Origin of the sequence: Chitinilyticum litopenaei DSM 21440, from assembly GCF_000428145.1 — a bacterium.
Taxonomy (GTDB): domain Bacteria; phylum Pseudomonadota; class Gammaproteobacteria; order Burkholderiales; family Chitinibacteraceae; genus Chitinilyticum; species Chitinilyticum litopenaei.
The window spans coordinates 25,022-47,442 of sequence record NZ_ATZJ01000025.1; the positions used below are offsets into that span (position 1 = coordinate 25,022).

A 22,421-nucleotide genomic window follows, 5' to 3' on the forward strand; every position below is an offset into this window, starting at 1 on the left:
TGCAGGCGGGTTCGTGGACTGCAATAATGGGTATACGGGTAAACCCTAGTCTCTGGTTTGGCTGCAGGGCTACACGGTGCTGGGTATCAGGCAGTTTCGAAGCGCAATTCCATCGTGTGCAGCGCTTCGTCATTGCCGGCGGCCAGTAGCGACTGGCGCAGCTGCTCGTGACGCGTGCGCAGCCGCGCCACTTCGTCCAGATCGTTTTCCTGCTGCGCCAGCTCGATGCGGCAGCCCAGGATGGTCAGCAGCAGGTGCTGGGCATTCAGCGCGCTGGCCAGCGACTGTCCCTGCCTGAGCAGGTCGCGGGCATGGGCGAAGTCGCGCCCGGCCAGATAGCAGCGCGCCAGCAGCACCAGATTGGTGGCCTCGGCCCATTGCTTGGCGTGCAGGCGGTTGATCTTCAGCGCCACCATGACCGTCATGCGCGCCTTGTCATGCTCGCCCTGCTTGAGCTGCAGCGTGGCGATGTGCGAGTAAATTTCGGCTTCGTATTCGTAGTTCTGGTCGGCGCGCACCAGCGGCAGCGCATCCTTGAGCACCGCATGCGCGTCCTGGTGGCGGCCGAGCTGGATCAGGTCGGCGGCGATATTGATCAGGATGCCGCTTTGCAGGTGATAGTCGGCCGAGCTGGCGGCGAGCTCTTCGGCTTCCTGGTGGTGCGCCAGCGCTGTTTCATAATGCTCGTGCGCGTAATAGAGCTGGCCCAGGCCAATGTGCGCGAGCACGCGGTCTTCCAGCGTGATGGCGTCGTCCGGCATGGTCAGGCAGCGTTGCCAGTATTCGCGCGCCTGCGCGTATTCGCCCTGCGTATAGAGATTGCGGGCGGTGAGCTGCACGGCGTCGCCTTCGGCCGTGCCGATTGCGGCGCTGTCCGCGAGTTCGCGCACCCTGGCGAGGCTGGCAAAGCTTTGCTCGGTATTGCCGAGCATGAAGTAGGCCACTGCCAGCGCACACAGCGCCTGCGCCTGGCGGGCGGCGTCGCTCAGCGCCGCGGCGCTTTCCGCCGCCTGGGCAGCCAGCGCCAGCGACTCGGCACAATGCGAGTGCGTGAGCTTGCGGGCGCGCGCAATCAGGCGGTCGAGGTCTGCGATCTGGGTCATGCCGGAATGAGGCGGATGGGTCAGGGGACCAGCATAGCAGTCTTGCCCGCCGCCTGCGCGTTTTGCCGGTCGCCGGCTCAGGGTTTGTTCTGTGCGTGCAACTTTGCTTCGAGGATGGCTAGCTTGGCCAGTACGCTGGCCGTGGTCACCTTCTGCGACTGTTCCTGATACAGCCGGTGGTAGTGGGCGCTTTGCGTGAAGTCGCCCAGCTCGTGGCAGAGCGCCGCCACCTGGCGGTAGACCAGGAAAAGGTGATGGTCGCAGCGCGTCGCTTCCGAACGCTCCAGCGCGGTCAGCAGGATTTGCAGCGCGCCCGCGCTGTCGCCGGCCAGCCGTCTGATCTGTGCCTGGGCGATGAGGTTGCTGATTTCGCTCCAGACACAGATATTGCGCATGCTCGCGCCCTCGGCGGCGTAGCGGCTGGCGGTCGCCGGGTCATTGCGCGCCAGCGCCAGCAGCGTCTGGTAGTAACAGACTTCCCCCAGGTAATTGAGGTGGCCGCTGGCGCGGGTGATGCGCTCGGCCTCGTCCAGCGCCTCGGCCATGCCTGCGAAGTCGTCCAGCTGGTTGCAGTCGGCGGCCAGATTGATCAGCACGGCGGCCCGCAGGTCGGCGGCGATGTCGGCACGCAGCAGCGCCCGGGCCTGATGGTGATGGCGCAGGGCATCGGCATACTGCCCGTAGGCGTAGTAAATCTGGCCGGTGCCGATGTGCGCGTTGATGCGCGCCGCGTTGCTGAACAGCGGGTTGCTGTAATCCAGGCAGTCGGTCCAGTAGTCCAGCGCTTCCTCGTTTTCGCCCAGGGTGTAATGCAGGATGCCCAGCTGCACCAGCAGATAGCCGTGTTCAGGGTGCAGGTCGTGGGTTTCGGCGACGGTGAGCGCTTTCATCAGCCATTCGCCGCCTTCGTGCAGATTGCCCAGATTGAAGAGCAGGCCCATGACCTGGATCTGTGCGGCGATCAGCTCGCGGTAGGCACGGCCCTGTTCGGCCTGCTGCGCGGCCTGCTGCGCCAGGCGCAGTGCATCCTGCGGATTGGCAAACGCCAGTTCGCGCGACTGAAGCAGGAGCTGGTCGATGTCGGCGGAGGCGGTCGTGCTCATGATGGGGGCGGGGTTCCTGGGCTGCGGCAGCCGGCCCGATGTGGCCGCTTGCCGTGCTTCGGGCGGGGAAGCAGGAGTGGCCGCCATCATAATCGATTCGGACTCGGGCTGGAATTGTGAGTATTCCTGCTGGCGGGCCGCCCGCAAGTCCTGTCCGCCAGTTGTCTGACGGGTGGCCCGGTGCCTGTCTTGCCGCCTGGTGACGGGCTGTTTACGGGGTGGCGAGCGCTGCAGTAATCGCTTCGGCCAGCCGGCCGATCGAATACAGGCCGCCATTGGTCCACACCGGGGCCATCGCATGAAAGCGCCCGGCTTTCACGACCTCCAGCGATTGCCACAGCGGGCTGCGCGCCAGCTGCGCCTGCTGGTCAAAGGGCGGTACATGCAGCAGCGTGCCCGCGCCGACTTGCTGCAGGTCGGGAATCTTGCGCAGCCGCGCTCCCCAGGCCGAACGGGGCTGCGGGCAGGCATTGCGCAGCCCCAGCGCCTGCAGCGCGGCCTGCGGCAGTGAGTTCTCGCCATAGGCCCAGAAGCTGGTCGCCGAGGCGAAGCGCACGATGCAGACCGCTGGCGCGGTCGCGCCGTGCCGTGCCAGCAGCGCCGCGCGCAGGCGCGCCAGCTTTTGCTGCTGCGCGCGCAGGAAGGCCTCATGCTGCGCCAGGCGCCCCAGCCGCTGCGCCAGCTGGCGCTGCAGGCGTTCGGCCTGCTGTGCATTGTCGTGATCAGCGCGAAAGGCATCGAGCAGCAGCGTCGGTGCGATGCGCTGCAGCGTGGGCTGCATCCCGGCCAGCGCCGGGTTGATGATGATCAGCTCGGGCTTGAGCGCATGAATGCGCTCCAGATTCGGCTCCAGGCGGCTGCCGGCGTCGAGCACACCGGCCGGCAGTGGCGGCTCGACCACCCAGTGGCGGTAATCGTCGCGGTCAGCAATCGCCAGCGGCGTCACGCCGAGTGCCAGCAGGTATTCGCTGGCTTCCCAGCTTAGCGCGATCACGCGCGGCGATTGCGCGAAGGACAAGCCGGGCAGGCCCAGCAGGCAGGAGAAAACGATCAGGACAAGCAGGTGCATGGCGTCAGATCCGGCGGTGTTTGAGAACGGCCAGCAAGAGCAGGGCGCCGCAGGCGACGGAGGCCAGCGCGCCCACGGGCAGCTGGGCCGGGAAAATCAGGGTGCGCCCGGCCCAGTCGGCCAGCGCCAGCGCGGCCGTGCCGAGCAAGGCGGCGAGCAGCAGCTGTGCTTGCGGACGGCGCGCGCCGAGCAGGCTGGCCAGTTGCGGCAAGACCAGCCCGATAAAGGCCATGGGGCCGAACTGGCTGCTGATGGCCACGCTGATCAGCCCCACCAGCAGCAGCAGGCCCAGCCGCGCTGCTGCGGTATCCAGCCCGCCCGAGCGTGCATTGGCTTCGCCGATGGCGAACAGCAGCAGCACCCGTGAGGCCAGCCCGGCCAGTGCGCCGAAGACGATGACCAGCGCCAGCAGCCACAGGGCCTGCGCCGGAGTGCTGTGATAGGTCGAGCCCGCCAGCCAGTTCAGCAGGCGGAAGCTGTCGTTGTTGCCCTGGGCCAGCACGAACTGCAGCACCGCCTCCAGCAGGGACGACAGCGCCACGCCCAGCAGGATCAGCCGGGCCGGTGCATGGCGCGGCGCGAGCCAGCCCAGCGCCAGCAGGATCACGGCCGCGCCCAGTGTGGCGAAGAGATGGGGCGAGAGGTCTGGCGCGAAGGCCAGCCCGGCCAGCATGCCCAGGCTGGCGCCCGAGGAAATGCCCAGCAGATCCGGACTTGCCAGCGGATTGTTCAGCAGCCGCTGCAGGATGACGCCGGCAATCGCCAGCCCGGCTCCCGCGGCACAGGCCGCCAGCAGCCGCGGCCAGCGCAGTGCCCACAGACCGCTATCCGGCCAGGCCAGCATCCAGTTTCCCCAGGCATCGCGACCGCACAGCGCGCTGAATGCCAGCAGCGCGAGGCACAGCGCGATCCAGACGGGGAGCGGCAGGGGCTGGCGGCGCGGACCGCCGGGCGCCTCGCCGGCCTGGCCGCCGACCAGCCTTTGCCGCAGGCACAGCCAGATCATCGCCGGTGCGCCGATCAGGCCGACCGCCGCACTGCTGGGCAGGCTGTCGGGCAGGCGAGCCGAGGCATACAGCGCCAGCGCATCGGCCGCCAGCAGCGCCAGCGCGCCCAGCACGGCCGAATACAGCAGATTGGCGCCGGGTCGGTGCGCGCCGCACAGCCGCGCCAGATTGGGTGCCAGGAGGCTGACAAAACCGATCAGCCCCACCGCACTGATGGCGAGGCCGCTCAGCCACAGCGCCAGCAGGCTGACGATCAGGGTGAGCCGGCCCACATTCAGCCCGGCTGCCGCCGCCGCATCGCTGCCCAGCTGCATCAGCCGCAGGGGCCGCAGCAGCAGCGGCAGCAGCAGGCAGGCAGGCAGCAGGCGCGGCCACAGCCAGGTCAGCCAGTACCAGTCGTTCTGCGCCAGATCGCCCGCACCCCAGACCAGCAGCGAACGGCTGTACTGGTCGTTCATCATCACGGCGATACTGGCCACGCTGCCCAGCAGCAGATTGACCGCCGTGCCGGCCAGAATCGCCGCCAGTCCGTGCATCTGCCGCCAGCCGACCAGCGCGGCCACCAGCAGCAGCGCCAGCAGGCTGCCGCCCAGCGCCAGCACCTCGACGGGCAGGCGCCAGGCGGCCGGCAGCAGCAGTCCGCCCAGCACGATGGCGCACCAGGCGCCGGCCGAGCTGCCCAGCGTCATCGGCGACACCAGCGGATTGCGCGTCAGCTGCTGCAGCAGGCTGCCGGACAGGGCCAGCGCCGCACCCAGCACGAGCGCCATCAGCAGGCGCGGCCAGCGCGCATGCAGGTAAACGAGCGCATCGACCGACTGCGGGGCAAGCCCTTGCAGCGTGCGCCACTGTTCGCCCAGCGTCAGCGGCGTATCGATCTGCAGGTGGACAAAGCCCAGCAGCAGGCCGGCGCCGGCCAGCAGCGGCAGCGTCGCGTGCCGCCGCGCGTGTCTCGGGCGTGGCGAACCCCCGTCAGCGCCGCCAGGCCGGAGCACAGCAAGCACAGCAGTCAGACAGCCCATGAGGATGTCGAGCACCGCCCGAGCCACGATCACGGGGTGTGCCGCACGTTTCAAGCGCGTGCTCATGCCACCACCGCCACGGGGTGCTTGCCGGCCCGATGCACGATGTCGAGCTCGATGCCGTAGAGCTCGGCCAGACGCGGATGCGCCAGCAGCCCGGCCGGGCTGCCGTCGAACCAGATTGCGCCGCGCTGCAGGGCAATGATGCGGTCGGCGTGGCGCAGCGCCAGATTGAGGTCGTGCAGGATGGCGATCACCGCACAGGCGTGGCGATCGGCCAGGCCGCGCAGCAGCTGCAGCATGCCGTACTGGTGCGCCAGATCGAGTGCCGAACTGGGCTCATCCAGCAGCAGCAGCGGCGAGCCCTGCGCCAGCAGCATGGCCAGCCAGGCGCGCTGGCGCTCGCCGCCGGAGATTTCGTCCAGGCAATGCCGGGCCAGATGCTCGACACCGGTTTCGCGCAGCGCCTGTTGCACAAGCCGGCGATCATCGTGCCGCCAGCGCTGCAGCCAGCCGCGCCAGGCAAAGCGCCCCAGCTCGACCAGTTCGCGTACCGCCAGCATGTGCGTTTGCGGAATCTGCTGCGGCATATAGGCCACGCGCCGGGCCAGCTCGCGCGGGCGATAGGCGGCCAGCGGCCGGCCATCGAGCAGCACCGAGCCGCGGTCCGGCGCCGCTTGCCCGGCCAGCAGTTTCATCAGCGTGGACTTGCCCGAGCCGTTATGGCCAAGGATGACGGTCAGGCCCTGTGCCGGCAGGCTCAGGCGGGGAATGTCGAGCAGCGTGCGCCCCTGGCGGACGACCTGCAGCGAATCGATCTGGTACATGCGGTTCCGTAATGCAATGTGTGTGATGCTGCATGGGGTATTGCCGTGCAGCCCTTTTTAGTGAATGGCTCCGGTGATATACCTGTTTGTTTTTGCTGACTGAAAAGCAGCCTCGGCAAGCATTCACCAACAGCCCGTCATGCCGGCGAAGGCCGGCATCCAGACTGCAAACGTTTCGTTAACCCTTCTGGATTCCGGCCTTCGCCGGAATGACGGCCAGAAAGCCGAAGGGTCTTGCTAATCAGGTTGTTTTTTGTTGGCATTGAATTTGTGCGGGAGCTGAGAGTGGCAGCAGGATCAATCGCTGGCTTGCAGCTCCTGGCGTATGCGCTGCAACCGTTCCGCAGCCGGCCAGCGCGGGCAGCTGCTGCAGGCCTCGGCGCCGGGAATGCGGAAATGCTGACAGCAACCCTTGCGGTCCAGCGCGGTCCGGCACTGGCCATCGGGTAGTTCCACCGCCATCAGCCGGCCGTGGCGCGGCAGGCGCAGCGCGGCCAGCCAGACTTCCATCCAGGCAAGTTCCGTGCGGCTGTCCCAGCCCAGCGTGCTGCTGGCGAGCTGCAGCGCGCTGAGCACGCAATCGACGGTGAGGCAGCTGGCCTGATAGGCCGAATAGGGCTGGGCGGACTGCAGCAGCGGCAGCTGTTCGTCCTGATAGGCCAGCAGCGCTGCCGCCGCAGCGGCGATCAGCCGCGCCGTCTCGCCGCTCGCGGGCTGGCTGGCGGGCAGGGCAAAGCCCGCCGTGCCACCGCCGTGCACATCCTGTTGCAGGCCGGCCAGCGGCAGCGCGGCCTGGCCGCAATGCACCGCCAGCACCGACAGGTAGGCTGGCTGCCAGATCAGCATGCTCCAGCTGCGCGCCGCCCAGTAGATGCGGCCGGCTTGCGGCTGGGCAGTCCGCCAGTGGGCGAGCAGCCGGGCGGGCAAATCGCTTTGCGCCGCCGCTGCCGGCGCAAGCCGCCCCTGCAGCGCCGGCAGGATGCCGGCGAGCGTGCTGAACAGCTGTTCCTGCGTGGTGCTCATGCCTGGCTGCAATCCGCGCTGTCAATCCGCCACGGGCGCGACGCTGGCCGGATCGCGCCAGGTGGCCAGCGGGTTGGCGAGCCGGCCAGCCATCTGCAGGCTGCCCGCCGGATCTTCGAGGTTGAGCATGTGCTGGTTGTTGGCCATTTGCAGGCGGTTCAGGCACGAATGTTCGAAGTCGGCGGCGAACAGGTCATAACGGGCAAACTGGCCGGCAAGTTCCGGATGCTCGCTCTGGTAGCGGTGCGTGCAGCGCGCCACGGCGTGCCAGAAGCGTTCGGCGCGGTAGTTGCACTGCGCATCGAGAATGGCGGCCAGATGGCGCAGATAGCCGTCAAAGACATCAATGAACAGGCACAGCGTCTTCATGTCGTCCGGGATGTGGGTCGAGATGCGCTGCGCCACCTCCGGCAATGCCACGGCCGGGTTGAGCACGGCAACCTCTTCGGCGATGTCCTTCATCAGCACGCGCACCGGGCGATGATTCTTCATCACCATGATCAGGTTCTCGCCGTGCGGCATGAAGATCATGTCGTGGCGGTAGAAGCAGTGCAGCAGCGGCGCGAAATAGGCGTCCAGATAGCCATCCACCCAGCGATCGGCCGACACGCCCGACGCGCGGATCAGCTCGGCCACCAGCGCGCGGCCGTCGTTGTCCAGATGCACCAGCGCCGTCATCGTCATCAGTTTTTCACCGTCGCCGACGTGCTGCAGCGGGCATTCGCGCCACAAGGCCGAGAACATCTTCTTGTAGGCGTTGTTTTCCTTGATCGCCGCTTCGTAGTAGGGGTTGCGGTAACCGATCGCCGCCACTTCGCGCAGGATGTGAAAACCCTGCTGCTGCAGGTAGGCGTCGGCCTCGACCAGCGCGTACACCCAGTCGTTGATCGCCGGCGTCGCCAGCATGTAGTAGGGCGACAGGCCGCGCATGAAGCCCATGTTCAGGATCGACAGCGCGGTCTTCACGTAGCGCTTGTGCGGGGCGCTGATATTGAAGAAGGTGCGGATCGACTGCTGCGCCAGGTAATGGTCGTCGCTCGCGCCCAGAAACACGATCTGGCGATTGGCGACTTCCGCAGCAAAGGCCATGGCCAGCTTGTTCTGCCACTGCCAGGGGTGCGCCGGCATCAGCAGGTAGTCGTCACGGTTCAGGCCCAGCTCCGCCAGTCGCGCGCCAAAGCGCGCCAGCAGCTCGGCGCCCAGTTCTTCGGCGAGCAGCTGGGTGTAATCGAGTCCGGCGGAAATCGACAGCGTCGCGCGATCCCTGTGCACGGCCAGCCAGACGACCTGGAAAGGCTGCGCGGCTTCCGGCGCATAGGCGCGATAGTCGCTGGCCGAAAAGCCCAGCCGGCCGTTGTTGGCGACAAAGCAGGGATGGCCCTCGGTCATCGCGGTTTCCACGGTCTGGAAGTCCGCGTCGATCAGCTCGGCGGCGCTCGGTGCGATCCGGTCGTGCTTGAACGCGCTGCCGTACAGCGTGGCGCTGATTTCATCCAGGTACACCGGCAGTACATGGTCTGGCAGTTTCAGCGTAGCGCGCAGTTCGATCATGAATTGCAGCGCGTCCAGCGGCTGCTCGACACCAGCGACCTCCTTGCGGATCGATGCCGCGGGAATCGACCAGTGATTCAGTGGCAGGCGCTCGGCGGCAAAGTGGTAGGCAATCCGTGCGTCATCGCTGAACACGACGAAGCGGCCGGCGGCGGTTTCCACCGGCTGCAGCAGGCTTTCATGGGCGAATTCGCTGAGCGCCTTGCGCACCAGCAGGCGGTTGACCTTGCTCCAGACGGCGGGGTTGAGGTGCGGGCAGTCGGCGGGCAGGGGATGGGGGAGGCGGGCGGTCATGCAAAGGTCTCCGTGCAGGGTTGCGGGAGGGTTTGGGGAAGGGCGTGCCTGAGATAGGCCTGACGCGTGCACACGGCAAACCAGGCGGTCTTGTAGGAGAGTTCGAGCGTGCGCAGGTATTCAAAGCCGGCGGCGCGGTTGAGCGGGTGGATCTTCTCGTTGCAGACATCCGGCTCGACGACGATGCGCGTTGTCAGCGGGTCGCTGAACAGCCAGGCGAGAATGCTGTCCATCACCGCGCGGGTGAAGCCGTGCACCGGCTTGCCCGGGGCAGGGGCGACCAGAAAGTGCATGCCGCGATCGCCGGGCAGTACCTGGTAGTGCGTAGCCAGCTCGTCGTGCGCCGGGTCGTAGCTTTCCAGCAGGAAGGCCGGCTCGCCGTTGCAGTAGGCGAGGCAGGGCGCCTGGTGCGGCGAATCGATCTGCGCGTGGTAAACGGCGGCGACCTGCTCCAGTGTCTGGCCCTGCATGCCCCAGAAACTGGCGCGCGGCGCGGTGACCCAAGCATGAATCAGGGGTATGTCTTCACGCCTCAACGGCTGAATGAGAAAGCGGCCAATACCGGTGACTGTATGCTGGAAGGGCGCGGCAAGGGCGCGCTGCGGATCAGGGCAGGACATCGGCGGTACTCCGGGCGAGGGGGCGTGGGGAAGCATTGAGCAGCGGCAGCAGCAGCAGCGTCAGCACGAAGCCGCCCGCCGCCAGCCAGAATGGCGCGGCCAGGCCGGTGCTGCCGACCAGCCAGCCGGCGCCGTAGTAGGACAGCAGCACGCCGACGTTCTGGTAAATGTTGATCTTGCTGTAATCGTGGGCGTAGGCCGCCGGCGTGCTGCGCTCGAAAATCAGCGCATCCAGCCGCACGGTCAGCTGGAACGAGGCCCAGCCGAACATCACCCGGCCCAGCAGCACCCAGGCCGGCTGGCCGCAGCCCTGCAGCAGCAGCCCGGCCAGCCCCAGCAGCAGGCACAAGGGCATGCCGCGCGCCCAGTCGCCACGGGCAATGCGATGGTTGAACCACAGGGCGATCAGGCCCATCCCGGCCGGAATCGCGTAAACCCACGACGCCAGCTGCACGCCGTGCCCCGGGGCGATCTGTTTCCAGTACTCGACGAAGAAGGGCACGATCTGGTATTCGCTGAAATAAAACACCAGCATGAGCAGGCCCAGCGCATGAATGCCCGGCGAAGTGCGCAGCGGCCCGGCGGGCGGCGTGGACTGCGCGGCGGCGGGGCGCTCAAGGCCGGCCCGGATCAGCCCGGCGCAGACGGCGATCTGCACGACATCGCCCACCGCCATCAGCAGGAAGGCGTGCTGCAGCGGCCAGTAGGCCAGCACCATGCCGCCCAGCACTGCCCCGGCGATATGGCCGAAATGCACGACGATGGACAAGAGCCCGATGGTGTGGGCATGGTCGGTATCGGCCACGCCCTCCATCAGATAGGGATAAATGAGCAGATAGCTGGCCTTGAACACGATCATCGCCAGCGACAGCGCCCAGAACACCCAGAGGCTGTCGGTGAGGCTGCAGGCGATGCACAAGAGCCCTGCGCCAACCTGCGTCCACAGCAAGAGCCGCAGCGTGCCGCCGGGACGCACCAGCCGGGCCCACATGGGCAGCGACAGCATGGCCACCAGGCAGATTGCCGCCGTGTAGAGGCCGATATGCTCGGGATCGGTCACGCCAAAGCGCTCGGCGAAATACTGCGGGTAAAACGGCAGCAGCATGGTGTCGGCCACGACCGCCACCGCCGTCATGGCGATCAGCCAGTATGTCAGGCCCATGCCGCCTCCTGGCGCGCATGCTGCGGCATGCCGAAGGTCTGGAAGGCGACGCGCTCCTCGATCGGGTAGGGCGCATGACCGAGGATTTCGCGCAGGATCACCGAATTGCGATGGCAGGCCATGGTCAGGTCGGGGGCAGCCAGCCCATGGGTATGCAGCTCGGCGTTCTGCACGAAGAGCTCCCGGCCTTGCGTGTCGATGCTGTAATTGCGCCGCACGGCCAGCCGGCCCTCGGCATCGCGTGCAATGCGCTGCTGGAGGCCTTGCAGAAAGGCGGGTTCCTGATAGCCATAGCCGCTGGCCACGACCAGCGCCTCGCAGCGGTAATCGCTGGTCTGGCCGGTTTCGTGATGGTGCAGCGCCAGCGTGTAGCCGTCGCGGTAGGGGTCATGCCGCAGCGCGGTCATTTCGGTATTGCTCAGCAGCGTCGACGGCGGCGGGCCGGCGAGGCTCTGGCGATACAGCTCGTCGTAGATCGCATTGATCAGTGTGCGGTTGATGCCCTTGTAGAGGCCCTTTTGCGCGGCGAGCAGTGGGTCCCGCACGCCAGCGGGCAGGGCGTGGAAGTAGTCGATGTAGTCGGGCGAGGTCATTTCCAGCGTGAGCTTGGTGTACTCCAGCGGGAAAAAGCGCGGCGAGCGGGTGATCCAGTCGACGCGATAACCATGGCGGGGCGCGTCTTTCAGCAGGTCGAGGTAGATCTCGGCGGCGCTCTGCCCGCTGCCGACGACGGCAATCGCCCTTTTCTGCTGCAGCCCGGCCCGGTGCTGCAGGTACTGCCCGCTGTGCACCACCGGCACGCCGTCGCAGCAGCGCGGCAGCTGCGGCTTGGTGCCGGTGCCCAGCACCAGCTTGCGCGCCAGATACTGGCTGACGCGGCCGGTGCGCGTGCACAGGCAGCTCAGCACATAGCAGCCGCGTGCCTCGTCATAGCGCGCCAGCTCGACAAACTGCCGGAAGCGCAGATTGGGCAGTTGCGCGGCGACCCACTGGCAGTACTGGTTGTATTCCTGGCGCAGCAGGAAAAAATCTTCCTTGATGTAGAAGGCGTACAGCCGGCCGGCCTGCTTGGCGTAATTCAGAAAGCTGTAAGGGCTGGTCGGGTCGGCCAGCGTGACCAGATCGGCGATGAAGGAGGTTTGCAGCGTTGCGTCGTCCAGCAGCATGCCGGGGTGCCAGTTGAAGCCGTCGGCCATGTCGAGGAACAGCGCATTCACGCCGCCAAGGGGGACCGAAAGGGCTGCCAGCCCAAGATTGAAGGGGCCCAGGCCAATGCCGATGAAGTCGTGGATCGTGTCGTGCATGCGCTTCTCCAGAGTGCTCACGCCGCGTCAGCCTGGTGGGGGCCGCACGGTGATGACGCGGCGCATCATAAACGGTAATGACAATGGTTATCAATACCGTTATCATTTGATCTTCGTCAGGACGGTGAAATCCGTCACGGTTTAGCAAGCCCGGGTTCTGATCAACAGAGCCTGGATCAACGATGAGGATCAAATGAAAGCTGCTGGATTTGTACGCACCCCACTCGCCCGCGCCCTGTGGCTGGCCGGCCTGTCGCTGGCTGGCGCCATGGCGCACGCCAGCGACGCGGTGATTCTTCCCGAGGTGGACGTGGTCGCCGGCGACGCCGCCCGGGCGCCCGCCAACGCAAGCAACTGGTCGGCCGGCGACAGCCGCGTGGCGACCAAGACCACGACCACGCTGGGCGAGCTGGCGCAGTCGGTCAGCGTGGTGACCCGCGCACAAATCGAGGCGCAGATGCCGTCGACCATCGTCGAGGCGCTCAACTATTCGCCGGGCGCCTACGCCGGCCTCTTCGGCAATGCCACGCGCTATGACTATGTGGCGCTGCGCGGCTTTGTCGACACCAGCATGGCCAATACCGTGCTCGATGGCCTGCGCCTGATGTCCGATGCCGGCAGCTTCAGCGCCTTCGCGGTCGACCCCTACTTTGTCGAACGCGTCGAACTGGTGCGCGGCCCGATCTCGGTGCTGTATGGCAATGCCGCGCCGGGTGGCATGGTGGCGCTGACCAGCAAGCAGCCGCAGCATGCCCGCCACAGCGAAGTGCGCGTCGACGTCGGCAGCGATGCCCAGCGGGCGCTGGCCTTCGACCTGGCTGGCGGCCTGAGCGATACCGTCAGCGTGCGGCTGACTGGCATCGGCAAGCAGGGCGACAGCATGCAGGACTACGCCGAGGAAAAACGCCTGGCCATCATGCCGCAACTGCTGTGGCAGCCCGACAAGGATACGGCGCTGCTGCTGCAGGCCTATCTGCAGAATGACCCGGAGGGCGGGTTTCACAGTGGCACGCCCTATGAAGGCTCGGTCAGCGAGCACGCCGGCCGGAAAATCCGCCGCGAGTTTTTCGATGGCGAACCGGATCACGACCAGTTCGACCGCAGCCAGCGCATGCTGGGTTACCAGTTCGCCCACCGCTTCACCCCGGCCTGGGAAGTGCGCCAGAACCTGCGCTACACCAGCTCCGACATGGATCTGGAGCAGTTCTACCAGGCCGGCTGGGCGGACGATAGCGAGCTTTATCGGGGGTATTCCTTCTCGGAGGAGAAGTTGAAAGGGCTGGCGGTCGATACCCGCCTGCAGGGCGCAGTCATGACCGGTGACTGGCTGCACGAACTGGTGCTGGGCATCGACTATCAGGACCGCAAGAACGAGGGCTTCTGGGGTTGGGGCACGGTGGGCAATATCGATGCCTTCAATCCGGTCTACGGCAACGACGCCATCAGCGACACGGCGCGCATGAACTGGGTGCGCAAGTTCCGCCAGACCGGCTTTTACCTGCAGGACCAGATTGCGCTGGGCGGCTGGCGCTTCACCGCCGGTGCGCGCTATGACCGTGCCAATACCTCGGTGCACGACCCCGACGCGGGGACGACCACCACCTGGAGCGGCGGCGAATGGAGCCGCCGCCTGGGCGTGCTTTATCGCTTTGACAACGGCATCGCGCCCTATCTGAGCTACAGCGAATCCTTCGACCCGAGCAGCAATACCGACATCGACGGCCAGGTGCTGCGCCCCACGCGCGGCCGCCAGCTGGAAGGCGGGGTGAAGTACCAGCCGCATGCCGGCCTGCTGCTGACCGCCGCGCTCTACGACCTCGATCAGGAACACGTTGCCCGCATGGTGCCCGGCGCCTCGCATTTCGAGCCGGTGGGCACGGTGCAGTCGCGCGGCCTCGAACTGGAAGCCGTGCTTGATCTGGGCAAGTACGTCACGCTGCATGCCGCTTACACGCGCAACGACATGGAAATCCGCAATGGCGCGGACGGCAGCGAAGGCAAGCGCCCGCGCCAGTCGCCCGAACAGCTGGCCTCGGCCTGGCTGAACCTGACGCCGGCCGCCGGCACCCGGCTGGGCCTGGGCGTGCGCCACATCGGCAAGAGCTGGGCCGACATCGCCAACACGATGGCCGTGCCGTCCACGACGCTGTTTGACCTCTCGGCCAGTGTCGAGCTGGGCAAGTGGATCGAGGGCATGAAAGGCGTTTCATTGCAGCTGAGCGCCAACAACCTGTTCGACAAGGACTATGTGGCGGCCTGCTACGGCGAGAACTACTGCTACTTCGGCGAAGGCCGCAGCGTGATGACCTCGCTGAAATACGTCTGGTAAGCACTTGTCGGCCAACACGGCGGGGCTGCCACGGCAGCCCCGCCGTGCATGCAGCGGTAGCATGCCGCCATCACGCCCAGGGCAGTGGCGGAGCGCTCAGGCGTGGCGCACTGCCATCGCCGACCGGTCCAAAGCGCGCCGCGCCATTCTCCCAGTCGTGCTGGGCCTGGCTGATGGCGGCCCGGTCGTGTCCGACAAAATTCCACCACATCGTCACCGGCTCGGCGAAAGGCTGGCCGCCCAGCAGCAGGGCGCTGGCGCCGGCGGCCAGCGTGAGTGACAGCGCCGTATTGCCGCTGCCCAGATAGACGAATTCCCCGTCATTCAACACGTCATCGCCAAGCCGCATCCGGCCCGACAGCGGCAGGAGGCCGTATTCAAAACCGGGCTCCAGCGTCATCGCGATGGTGCCGCCCTGCGTGCCGGCCAGCTCGAAACCCTGCAGCGGGCTGTGCACGCTGGCCGGGGCATTCAGCTCCCCGTAGCGTCCCGCCAGCAAGGCCAGGCGCACCCCGCCCTCTTCGCGAACCGGCACCTCGGCATAGTGCGCAAAGGCCGGCGGCATGTCGGCCAGTTCCGGCGGCAGGGCTATCCACAGTTGCGCGGCATGCAGTCGGGCGTTTCCTGCTGGCGTGTCTTCGGTGTGCACCACCCCCCGGCCTGCGGTCATCAGGTTGACCTGCCCGGGGCGGATCAGCCGCTCGGAGCCCAGACTGTCGCGATGCAGCAATTCGCCTTCGATCATCCAGGTGAAGGTCTGCAGGCCGATATGCGGATGCGCGCCGACATGCAGCCCGGCGCCCGGTGCGAAATCAACCGGACCGATGTGATCCAGAAAACACCAGGCGCCAATCATGCGCCGCTGGCGGGTGGGCAGCGCACGCCGCACGATCAGGCCGTCGCCCAGATCGGCATCGCGCAGCGCAATGCGTTCAAGAATGCTCATGCTGTTCTCCTTGGTGCGCAGCGCAAGTGGGGGAGGATGGTGTTCGCGCCGGCTGATTTCAGTGATAGAAGGCATAGGCGATGGCGATGGCCGCGACCAGCCCGACGGCATCGGCGATCAGGCCGCAGGCTACTGCATAACGCGTCTTGACGATGTTCACGCTGCCGAAGTAGACGGCCAGCACATAGAAGGTGGTTTCGGTCGAGCCCTGGATGATGGCGGCGAGCTTGCCCTGGAAGGAATCGACGCCGTAAGTGCTCATCACGTCGACCATCAGCCCGCGCGCGCCACTGCCGCTGAGGATCTTCATCAGTCCAACCGGCAGCGCCGGGACGAAATCGGTGTTCAGCCCGGCAGCGGCGGCGACGGCGCCAATGGCGTCGATCAGGTAATTCATGCAGCCCGTCGTGCGAAAGACCGAAATCGCGATCAGCATGGCGACCAGGTAGGGAATGATCTGCACGGCAACGCCGAAGCCTTCCTTCGCGCCTTCGACGAAGGCCTCGTAGGCATTGACGCGCCGTATGGCAGCGGCCGCGATGAAAGCGCCGATGATCAGCACGATCAGCCCGCTGCCGAGCAGGCCGATCATTTGCGCCATCTGCTCGGCCGGCATGCCGTGCAGCCAGGCATAGAGCGCCGCCAGCAGCGCGCCGAAGCCGGCGAAAAAGACCAGCACCGGGCGGCAGAAGAGATTGATGCGCTGCCAGGCGGCCACGGCAATCAGGCCGGCCGTGAACGACACGAAGGTCGCCAGCAGCGTGGGCAGGAAAATGTCCGCTGCGTTGAAACCGACGAGGCCCTGCTTGGCCGCCAGGGCCGTGCGAACCGCAATCACCGAGGTCGGGATCAGCGTGATGCCCGCGGTATTGAGCACCAGGAACATGATCATCGGGTTGCTCGCCGTATCCTGCTGCGGATTGATGTCCTGCAGCTCGCGCATGGCCTTGAGCCCCAGCGGCGTCGCCGCGTTGTCGAGCCCCAGCATGTTGGCGGAAAAATTCATGACGATGCTGCCGCTGGCCGGATGACCGGGCGGAATATCCGGGAAAATGCGGCGGAAGAAGGGGGCAAGCAGGCGACCACCAAGCTGGATGACGCCGCCGCGCTCGCCGATCTTCATGATGCCCAGCCACAGGCTCATCACGCCGACCAGGCTCAGCGACACCTCGAAACCGGTCTTGGCCGACTCGAACAGCCCGGTGAGCACGCGGGAAAACACCGCCAGATCGCCCTGCAGCGCCTGCGCCAGCGCAGCCAGAAAACCGACGAGGATGAAGGCGATCCAGATGAGATTGAGCACGGTGGGGTGCGGCGCGCGGCCGGCCAGGAGGTAAAGGCGACCAGTCTAGCAGGCTGGCGCCCTGTGCGCCCTCGGGCAACTGCCGGAACTCACCGGGCCGCAACAGGCGGGGATGGGCACCCGCGGGCATTCGCCATCCCGGCCGCGCGCCCTCGCGATATACTTGCCGACAGCCTGCAACAAGCCCCAAGTCAAAGAAGAAATCATGCTCGACGACATCAAGAAAACCCTCTGGGCCGCCGCCGACAAGCTGCGCGCGAATGTGGACGCCGCCGAATACAAGCACCTCGTGCTCGGCCTCATTTTCCTCAAGTTTGTCTCCGACACCTTCCAGGCGCGGCGTGAAGAGCTCACCCGCCGTTTTCAGGACGAGGCCGACGATTACTTCCTGCACGATTGCGATGACGAAATGCTCGCCGAGGAGCTGGAAGAGCGCGATTACTACCGCGAAGTCAACGTATTCTGGGTGCCCGAAGCCGCGCGCTGGGAAGCACTCCGCGCCAATGCCAAGCAGGCCGATATCGGCAAACGCATCGACGACGCGCTGGCGCTGATCGAAGCCGACAACCCGCGTCTGAAAGGCATTCTCGACAAGCGCTACGCCCGCGCCCCGCTACCGGATGGCAAGCTGGGCGAGCTGGTCGATCTGATTTCCACCATCGGCTTCGGCGAAGACCAGACCATCGCCCGCGACATTCTTGGCCAGGTGTACGAATACTTCCTCGGCCAGTTCGCCAGCGCCGAGGGCAAAAAGGGCGGGCAGTTCTACACGCCGCAATCCATCGTCAAAACGCTGGTTTCTGTTCTCGACCCGCATCAGGGCAAGGTCTACGACCCGTGCTGCGGCTCGGGCGGCATGTTTGTGCAGTCGGAAAAATTCATCGAAGCGCACGGCGGCAAGCTGGGCGATGTGTCGATTTACGGGCAGGAATCCAACCCCACCACCTGGCGCTTGGCGGCGATGAACCTCGCCATTCGCGGCATCGACTTCAATCTCGGCCGGGAGCCGGGTGACACCTTCACCAAAAACCAGCACCCCGACCTGCGCGCCGACTACATCCTCGCCAACCCGCCGTTCAATATCAGCGACTGGTGGCATGGCAGCCTGGAAGGCGATTCGCGCTGGGTGTATGGCACGCCGCCGCAAGGCAACGCCAACTACGCGTGGCTGCAACACATGCTCTACCACCTCAAACCCACTGGCCGCGCGGGCATTGTGCTGGCCAACGGCTCGATGTCGTCCAGCCAGAACAGCGAGGGCGACATCCGCCGCGCCATGGTCGATGCCGACGTGGTCGAAGTGATGATTGCGCTGCCCGGCCAGCTGTTTTTCAACACCCAAATTCCTGCCTGCCTGTGGTTCCTATCTAAGACCAAAACCACCCGCCAGGGCGAAGTGCTCTTCATCGACGCGCGCAAACTCGGCAAAATGATTTCGCGTGTGCAATGCGAACTCGACGACGAGGGTATTGCCCGCATCGCCAATACCGTATTGGCATGGCGCGCCGGGCCGCAGGCCCAAGTGCCGCTTGCGGCCGGGGAGGAAAACCTGGTTTACCAGGATGTTGCCGGCTTCTGCCGCAGCGTGAAGCTCGCTGAAATCGCCGAACACGGCCACGTACTCACCCCGGGGCGCTACGTTGGCGCGGAGGAAGTGGAAGACAACGACGAAGACTTTGCCACCAAAATGACCGCACTCACCGAAAAGCTCGGCGAACAAATGGCCAAAGGCGCAGAACTCGACCAGCTAATCCGCCAGAAACTGGGAGGGCTGGGGTATGAGTTCTGAGATGCAAATGGGTAAGTCGCATTTGCCGCGCAGCGGCAATGCGCCGGATGGGGGTATGGCTCTGAAGTCTTCTGCTGATAAGGCTTGTGGCGCAATACCTTCGGTAATTGCGCCCTACGGGGCTGAGTATGAGTGGATTCGACTTCGTGACCTAAGTGTTCGTATAACGAAGGGAACAACCCCTACAAAAGGCCAGGGTTTCGTCGAGCATGGCATCAATTACATCAAATCTGAATCAATTACAGCGGATGGTTCGATTGATGTATCCAAATTTGCATACATTGACTCAGAGACGCATAGCAAACTTGCGCGCTCTCAGCTTTGCGCCGGCAACGTTTTATTTTCAATGGCCGGTGTCTATTTGGGAAAAACGGCAGTAGTGTTGCCTGAGCATTTGCCTGCGAATACAAATCAAGCTGTCGGCATTATCTCGCTAAATGAACAAGTGGCCGACCCATACTTTATTCACTACGCATTGCAGTCCCCAGCTTGTCGTGATTGGGTATTGCGTTCTGCTTCACAGTCAGCACAACCAAATTTCAATCTTCAAGAAATTGGAGATTTAAAAATACCTGCATTATCTCTTGCATCTCAAAAAAACATCGCGAGCGTATTGCGTGCCCTCGACGACCGGATTGCGCTGTTGCGCGAGACCAATGCGACGCTGGAGGCGATGGCGCAGGCGCTGTTCAAGTCGTGGTTTGTCGATTTCGATCCCGTCCACGCCAACACCGGCACCCAAACCGCCACGCTCCCCCCCGAGCTACAAACCCTCTTCCCCGCCACCTTCACCGCTTCCCCACAAGGCCCGGTGCCGGAGGGGTGGGCATGGGGCACGATTGCCGATGCGGTGGAAACTGTGGGTGGCGCAACCCCTGATACCAAAAATGATGAGTTCTGGAATCCGGCAGAGGTAGCTTGGACTTCGCCAAAAGACCTGTCAGGGCTTAATACGCCGGTGTTGCTGGATACAGAGCGGAAAGTGTCTGAAAAAGGACTGGCCAAAATTAGTTCTGGTCTGCTGCCCACAGGCTCCCTGCTGATGTCGTCGCGCGCCCCGATTGGCTATCTGGCAATCGCTCAAATTCCGCTGGCAATTAATCAAGGCTACATTGCGATGCCACCCGGAGGCCGTTTGCCACCGCTCTATATGCTGTTCTGGTGCCGCCAAAACATGGAAGTCATTAAAAACCGTGCAAACGGCTCGACTTTTATGGAGATTAGCAAAAAGGCCTTCCGCCCGATTGAGCTGGTCTTGCCGCCTGTGGAAGTGATTGAGGCGTTTGTAAATGTGGCTCAACCATTATTCGACCGCTTAGTCGAAAATGAAAAACAAGCCCAAACCCTCGCCACCCTGCGCGACACGCTACTGCCACGCCTCATCTCCGGCCAGCTCCGCCTCCCTGAAGCCGAAGCACAGCTTACGGAGGTGGTGTGATGATGCGGTTTTTCGTAGGGTGGGTTAGGCGGAACGCCGTAACCCACCATCTAGGGTATATTGATGCAGCCATTTATTATCAATGGCTACGACTGCATAGGCTGGTTGGTATATTGCCCCGCAGCGTCCCGGTGGGTTACGCCGTGACATACATTTGCTCAAAAATGAGCATCGCCGCGCGGCTAACCCACCCTACAAATCGCCTCATCTCCGGCCAGCTCCGCCTGCCCGAAGCTGAAGCTGCACTGGCGGAGGTGGTGTAATGATGCGGTTTTTCGTAGGGTGGGTTAGGCGGAACGCCGTAACCCACCATGCCATGTACCAAGTTAAGCCGTCATTTATCCGCGTAGCTCCGGTGGGTTACGCCGCCGCGCGGCTAACCCACCCTACAATTCGCCCCATCTCCAGCCAGCTCCGCCTGCCCGAAGCCGAAGCAGCGCTGGTGGAGGTGGTGTGATGTTTATAGGGTATATTCATGCGGCCATTGCCAATCAATGGCTACGAAAGCATAGTATGGTGGGTATATTGCCCCGCAGCGTTCCGGTGGGTTATGCCGCGCAGCAAATCCCCTTGCGGGACGCCGCGATATACATTTGCTCAAGAATAAGCAGCGCCGCGCGGCTAACCCACCCTACCAATCGCCTCATCGCAGGCACCCTCCGCCTGCCCGAAGCCGCGCTGGATGAGGTGGTGCAATGACGGAGCTGACCATGGTGACTCCCGATGGCTACGCGGACTGGTTGCGGCAGCTGAAGGTGGACATTCAGCAGGCGCGCCAGCGGGCGGCGCTGGCGGTGAATGCCGAGCTGGTGGCGCTGTATGCGCGCATCGGGCGGGAAATTTTGCAGCGACAGCAGGTGCAGGGCTGGGGCGCCAAGGTGGTCGAGCGGCTGGCGCGGGATTTGAAAGATGCCTTCCCCGAAATGCGCGGCTGGTCGGCCTCGAACCTGAAATACATGCGCTTTTTTGCCGAGCGCTGCCCGGATGGTCAATTTGGTCAGCAGCCTGCTGACCAATTGCCGTGGTTCCATATCGTGACGCTGTTGACCAAGCTGGACGATGCGGCCGAGCGCGAGTGGTATGCGTCGCAAGCGGTGGCGCAGGGCTGGTCACGCAGCACGCTGGAGCTGAACATCAAAAACCGGCTGCGTCAGCGCCAGGGCGCGGCGGTGAGCAATTTTGTCGCCCGGCTGCCGGCGGGGGAATCGGCGCTGGCGCAGGAAACGCTGAAAGACCCGTATCTGTTCGACTTTCTCGGCCTGGGCAATGAGGCGCACGAGCGCGATATCGAAGAGGGCCTGGTGCGGCATATCACGCGCTTTCTGCTGGAGCTGGGCGCGGGCTTTGCGTTTGTGGGGCGGCAATACCGGCTGGAGGTGGCGGGCGATGAGTTCTTCATCGACCTGCTGTTCTACCACACGCGGCTGAAATGCTATGTGGTTGTCGAGCTGAAAGCGGCGGCCTTCAAGCCCGAGCACGCCGGGCAGCTGAACTTCTATCTGGCTGCGGTCGATGCGCAAATCAAGGCGCCCGACGACAAGCCGACGATTGGCCTCTTGCTGTGCAAGCAGCAGAACCGGCTGGTGGCGGAATATGCGCTGTCCGGCATCGATAAACCCATCGGCGTCGCCGAATACCAGCTGTTGCGGGATTTGCCGGAAACGCTGGAGCAGAGCCTGCCGAGCATTGCCGCCATTGAAGCTGAATTGGCCGCTGAGTTGCTGGCCGACCATGCAGAAGACGAGGACGATTGACATGCTGCTGTTCCAGTGCACCAAAGACGCGACCGAGGCTTTGACTGCGACCCGCAAGGGTGTGACCGAATCGTGGGTGGATGATCGGCCCATGCCGCCGGATGACCCGCCGTGGGTGTGGCAGCTGCATGCGGTGAAGATTGCCCGCCAGAACGTGCTGGTGGCGATGCAGGCCGAAACGCGCTTTGTGATGATCTTCTGGGGCATCAAGAAGGGTGATGGTGAAACGCTGATCCGGTTGTTCTGGGAACGGCTGGTCAATCATCTGCTCTGGCTGGCACAGGATGTGTCGGCGCTGGACGAGACACAGCTGAATGCGATGGTGGATTGTTTGATCAAGGCCCATCAGCGCTTCGCCTTCCGCTCCGGCAGTGACCGCAGCGTGCAGACGCACATCAACGAGGTGGTGCATTGCTGCCGAGGCGCTGTCGAGGATAACGGTGGCCTGCCGGAAGATGAGGAGCAGGCTGCCTGGTTCGATGAGGATATGAACCGCATGCTGCGCCGCGCGCGCGGCAGTGATTATTTCTATCCGGGCGAAGAAATGCTGTGTGCGGCGCTGCGTGATTTTGCCGGGATGGACGAGTCCACTGTGCAGCAGGTGCGCGAACGGCTGCGAATGGCCAAGCGGCAGGACATGGCGGAAGTGCTGCTGCAGCATGCAGAAGTAATGAATCCGCAGGAAGACGATGCCAGGCAGGCATTGATCGAGCAGCTGCTGGCACAGGCGTACAAGGGCAAGAGCGGTCTGCATTGAGCGTACGTCATTCCGGCGCA

At 64.7% G+C, this 22,421-nt stretch carries 18 protein-coding genes; 6 read left to right on the forward strand and 12 right to left on the reverse strand.

Annotated elements, in window-relative coordinates; translation table 11 throughout:
- Positions 1-86: 86 nt before the first annotated feature.
- The 10 genes from C515_RS0110865 to C515_RS0110910 form a co-directional block, all read right to left on the reverse strand.
- Complete coding sequence (locus C515_RS0110865; protein WP_028455562.1) at positions 87-1,103, reverse strand: tetratricopeptide repeat protein; 1,017 nt, start codon at positions 1,101-1,103, stop codon at positions 87-89.
- A gap of 77 nt (positions 1,104-1,180) precedes the next feature.
- Entirely contained in the window at positions 1,181-2,206 is a 1,026-nt protein-coding gene (locus C515_RS0110870) for a tetratricopeptide repeat protein (RefSeq protein WP_028455563.1), read from the reverse strand.
- Between the two features lie 211 nt (positions 2,207-2,417).
- Positions 2,418-3,275 carry an iron-siderophore ABC transporter substrate-binding protein gene (locus C515_RS0110875; RefSeq protein ID WP_028455564.1) on the reverse strand — a complete coding sequence of 286 codons (858 nt, stop codon included), beginning with the start codon at positions 3,273-3,275 and terminating at the stop codon, positions 2,418-2,420.
- 4 nt (positions 3,276-3,279) lie between these two features.
- Positions 3,280-5,370, reverse strand: a complete 2,091-nt coding sequence (gene fhuB, locus C515_RS0110880; protein WP_144290429.1) for a Fe(3+)-hydroxamate ABC transporter permease FhuB — start codon at positions 5,368-5,370, stop codon at positions 3,280-3,282.
- Positions 5,367-6,131 carry an ABC transporter ATP-binding protein gene (locus C515_RS0110885; protein ID WP_028455566.1) on the reverse strand — a complete coding sequence of 255 codons (765 nt, stop codon included), beginning with the start codon at positions 6,129-6,131 and terminating at the stop codon, positions 5,367-5,369. Before C515_RS0110885 ends, fhuB begins: the two co-directional genes overlap by 4 nt.
- 297 nt (positions 6,132-6,428) lie before the next feature.
- Positions 6,429-7,154: a siderophore ferric iron reductase gene (locus tag C515_RS20645; protein WP_051304856.1), complete on the reverse strand. Its 726-nt coding sequence runs from the start codon at positions 7,152-7,154 to the stop codon at positions 6,429-6,431.
- Between the two features lie 21 nt (positions 7,155-7,175).
- A complete protein-coding gene (locus C515_RS0110895; RefSeq protein ID WP_043649150.1) occupies positions 7,176-8,999 on the reverse strand; it encodes an IucA/IucC family protein in 1,824 nt (607 codons plus the stop codon).
- The gene (locus C515_RS20650; protein ID WP_051304857.1) at positions 8,996-9,619 is read right to left on the reverse strand and encodes a GNAT family N-acetyltransferase; all 624 of its coding nucleotides are present in this window, start codon (positions 9,617-9,619) and stop codon (positions 8,996-8,998) included. Before C515_RS20650 ends, C515_RS0110895 begins: the two co-directional genes overlap by 4 nt.
- Positions 9,606-10,781, reverse strand: coding sequence for an MFS transporter (locus C515_RS0110905; RefSeq protein WP_028455568.1), 1,176 nt, complete (start codon positions 10,779-10,781; stop codon positions 9,606-9,608). Before C515_RS0110905 ends, C515_RS20650 begins: the two co-directional genes overlap by 14 nt.
- A complete protein-coding gene (locus C515_RS0110910; RefSeq protein WP_028455569.1) occupies positions 10,772-12,085 on the reverse strand; it encodes a lysine N(6)-hydroxylase/L-ornithine N(5)-oxygenase family protein in 1,314 nt (437 codons plus the stop codon). Before C515_RS0110910 ends, C515_RS0110905 begins: the two co-directional genes overlap by 10 nt.
- Before the next feature lie 193 nt (positions 12,086-12,278).
- Here C515_RS0110910 and C515_RS20655 point away from each other — a divergent pair, with 193 nt between their 5' ends.
- On the forward strand, positions 12,279-14,414 hold the full coding sequence (locus C515_RS20655; protein WP_051304858.1) for a TonB-dependent siderophore receptor: 2,136 nt from the start codon (positions 12,279-12,281) through the stop codon (positions 14,412-14,414).
- A gap of 70 nt (positions 14,415-14,484) precedes the next feature.
- On the opposite strand, the gene C515_RS0110920 is transcribed toward C515_RS20655, so the two are convergent.
- Entirely contained in the window at positions 14,485-15,360 is an 876-nt protein-coding gene (locus C515_RS0110920) for a pirin family protein (protein WP_028455570.1), read from the reverse strand.
- A 58-nt stretch (positions 15,361-15,418) separates the two neighbouring features.
- The gene (locus C515_RS0110925; protein WP_028455571.1) at positions 15,419-16,663 is read right to left on the reverse strand and encodes a spore maturation protein; all 1,245 of its coding nucleotides are present in this window, start codon (positions 16,661-16,663) and stop codon (positions 15,419-15,421) included.
- A 205-nt stretch (positions 16,664-16,868) separates the two neighbouring features.
- On the opposite strand from C515_RS0110925, the gene C515_RS0110930 reads away from it, so the two are divergent.
- The 5 genes from C515_RS0110930 (at position 16,869) to C515_RS0110960 (ending at position 22,401) form a co-directional block, all read left to right on the forward strand.
- A complete protein-coding gene (locus C515_RS0110930) occupies positions 16,869-18,452 on the forward strand; it encodes a class I SAM-dependent DNA methyltransferase (RefSeq protein ID WP_028455572.1) in 1,584 nt (527 codons plus the stop codon).
- Positions 18,453-18,507: 55 nt separating this feature from the next.
- A complete protein-coding gene (locus tag C515_RS23100) occupies positions 18,508-19,890 on the forward strand; it encodes a restriction endonuclease subunit S (protein WP_081686898.1) in 1,383 nt (460 codons plus the stop codon).
- Between the two features lie 316 nt (positions 19,891-20,206).
- Positions 20,207-20,347, forward strand: coding sequence for a hypothetical protein (locus C515_RS24035; protein ID WP_158380811.1), 141 nt, complete (start codon positions 20,207-20,209; stop codon positions 20,345-20,347).
- 238 nt (positions 20,348-20,585) lie between these two features.
- Positions 20,586-21,644 carry a PDDEXK nuclease domain-containing protein gene (locus C515_RS0110955; protein WP_028455576.1) on the forward strand — a complete coding sequence of 353 codons (1,059 nt, stop codon included), beginning with the start codon at positions 20,586-20,588 and terminating at the stop codon, positions 21,642-21,644.
- Between the two features lies 1 nt (position 21,645).
- Positions 21,646-22,401 carry a DUF6933 domain-containing protein gene (locus C515_RS0110960; protein WP_028455577.1) on the forward strand — a complete coding sequence of 252 codons (756 nt, stop codon included), beginning with the start codon at positions 21,646-21,648 and terminating at the stop codon, positions 22,399-22,401.
- Positions 22,402-22,421 lie beyond the last annotated feature (20 nt).

What these genes read in the sequence shown, in the direction of transcription:
- C515_RS0110865 (WP_028455562.1), bottom strand. Translation starts at nt 1,103, where the DNA reads ATGACCCAGATCGCAGACCTCGACCGCCTGATTGCGCGCGCCCGCAAG.
- C515_RS0110870 (WP_028455563.1), bottom strand. Translation starts at nt 2,206, where the DNA reads ATGAGCACGACCGCCTCCGCCGACATCGACCAGCTCCTGCTTCAGTCG.
- C515_RS0110875 (WP_028455564.1), bottom strand. Translation starts at nt 3,275, where the DNA reads ATGCACCTGCTTGTCCTGATCGTTTTCTCCTGCCTGCTGGGCCTGCCC.
- fhuB (WP_144290429.1), bottom strand. Translation starts at nt 5,370, where the DNA reads ATGAGCACGCGCTTGAAACGTGCGGCACACCCCGTGATCGTGGCTCGG.
- C515_RS0110885 (WP_028455566.1), bottom strand. Translation starts at nt 6,131, where the DNA reads ATGTACCAGATCGATTCGCTGCAGGTCGTCCGCCAGGGGCGCACGCTG.
- C515_RS20645 (WP_051304856.1), bottom strand. Translation starts at nt 7,154, where the DNA reads ATGAGCACCACGCAGGAACAGCTGTTCAGCACGCTCGCCGGCATCCTG.
- C515_RS0110895 (WP_043649150.1), bottom strand. Translation starts at nt 8,999, where the DNA reads ATGACCGCCCGCCTCCCCCATCCCCTGCCCGCCGACTGCCCGCACCTC.
- C515_RS20650 (WP_051304857.1), bottom strand. Translation starts at nt 9,619, where the DNA reads ATGTCCTGCCCTGATCCGCAGCGCGCCCTTGCCGCGCCCTTCCAGCAT.
- C515_RS0110905 (WP_028455568.1), bottom strand. Translation starts at nt 10,781, where the DNA reads ATGGGCCTGACATACTGGCTGATCGCCATGACGGCGGTGGCGGTCGTG.
- C515_RS0110910 (WP_028455569.1), bottom strand. Translation starts at nt 12,085, where the DNA reads ATGCACGACACGATCCACGACTTCATCGGCATTGGCCTGGGCCCCTTC.
- C515_RS20655 (WP_051304858.1), top strand. Translation starts at nt 12,279, where the DNA reads ATGAAAGCTGCTGGATTTGTACGCACCCCACTCGCCCGCGCCCTGTGG.
- C515_RS0110920 (WP_028455570.1), bottom strand. Translation starts at nt 15,360, where the DNA reads ATGAGCATTCTTGAACGCATTGCGCTGCGCGATGCCGATCTGGGCGAC.
- C515_RS0110930 (WP_028455572.1), top strand. Translation starts at nt 16,869, where the DNA reads ATGCTCGACGACATCAAGAAAACCCTCTGGGCCGCCGCCGACAAGCTG.
- C515_RS23100 (WP_081686898.1), top strand. Translation starts at nt 18,508, where the DNA reads ATGGCTCTGAAGTCTTCTGCTGATAAGGCTTGTGGCGCAATACCTTCG.
- C515_RS24035 (WP_158380811.1), top strand. Translation starts at nt 20,207, where the DNA reads ATGTACCAAGTTAAGCCGTCATTTATCCGCGTAGCTCCGGTGGGTTAC.
- C515_RS0110955 (WP_028455576.1), top strand. Translation starts at nt 20,586, where the DNA reads ATGACGGAGCTGACCATGGTGACTCCCGATGGCTACGCGGACTGGTTG.
- C515_RS0110960 (WP_028455577.1), top strand. Translation starts at nt 21,646, where the DNA reads ATGCTGCTGTTCCAGTGCACCAAAGACGCGACCGAGGCTTTGACTGCG.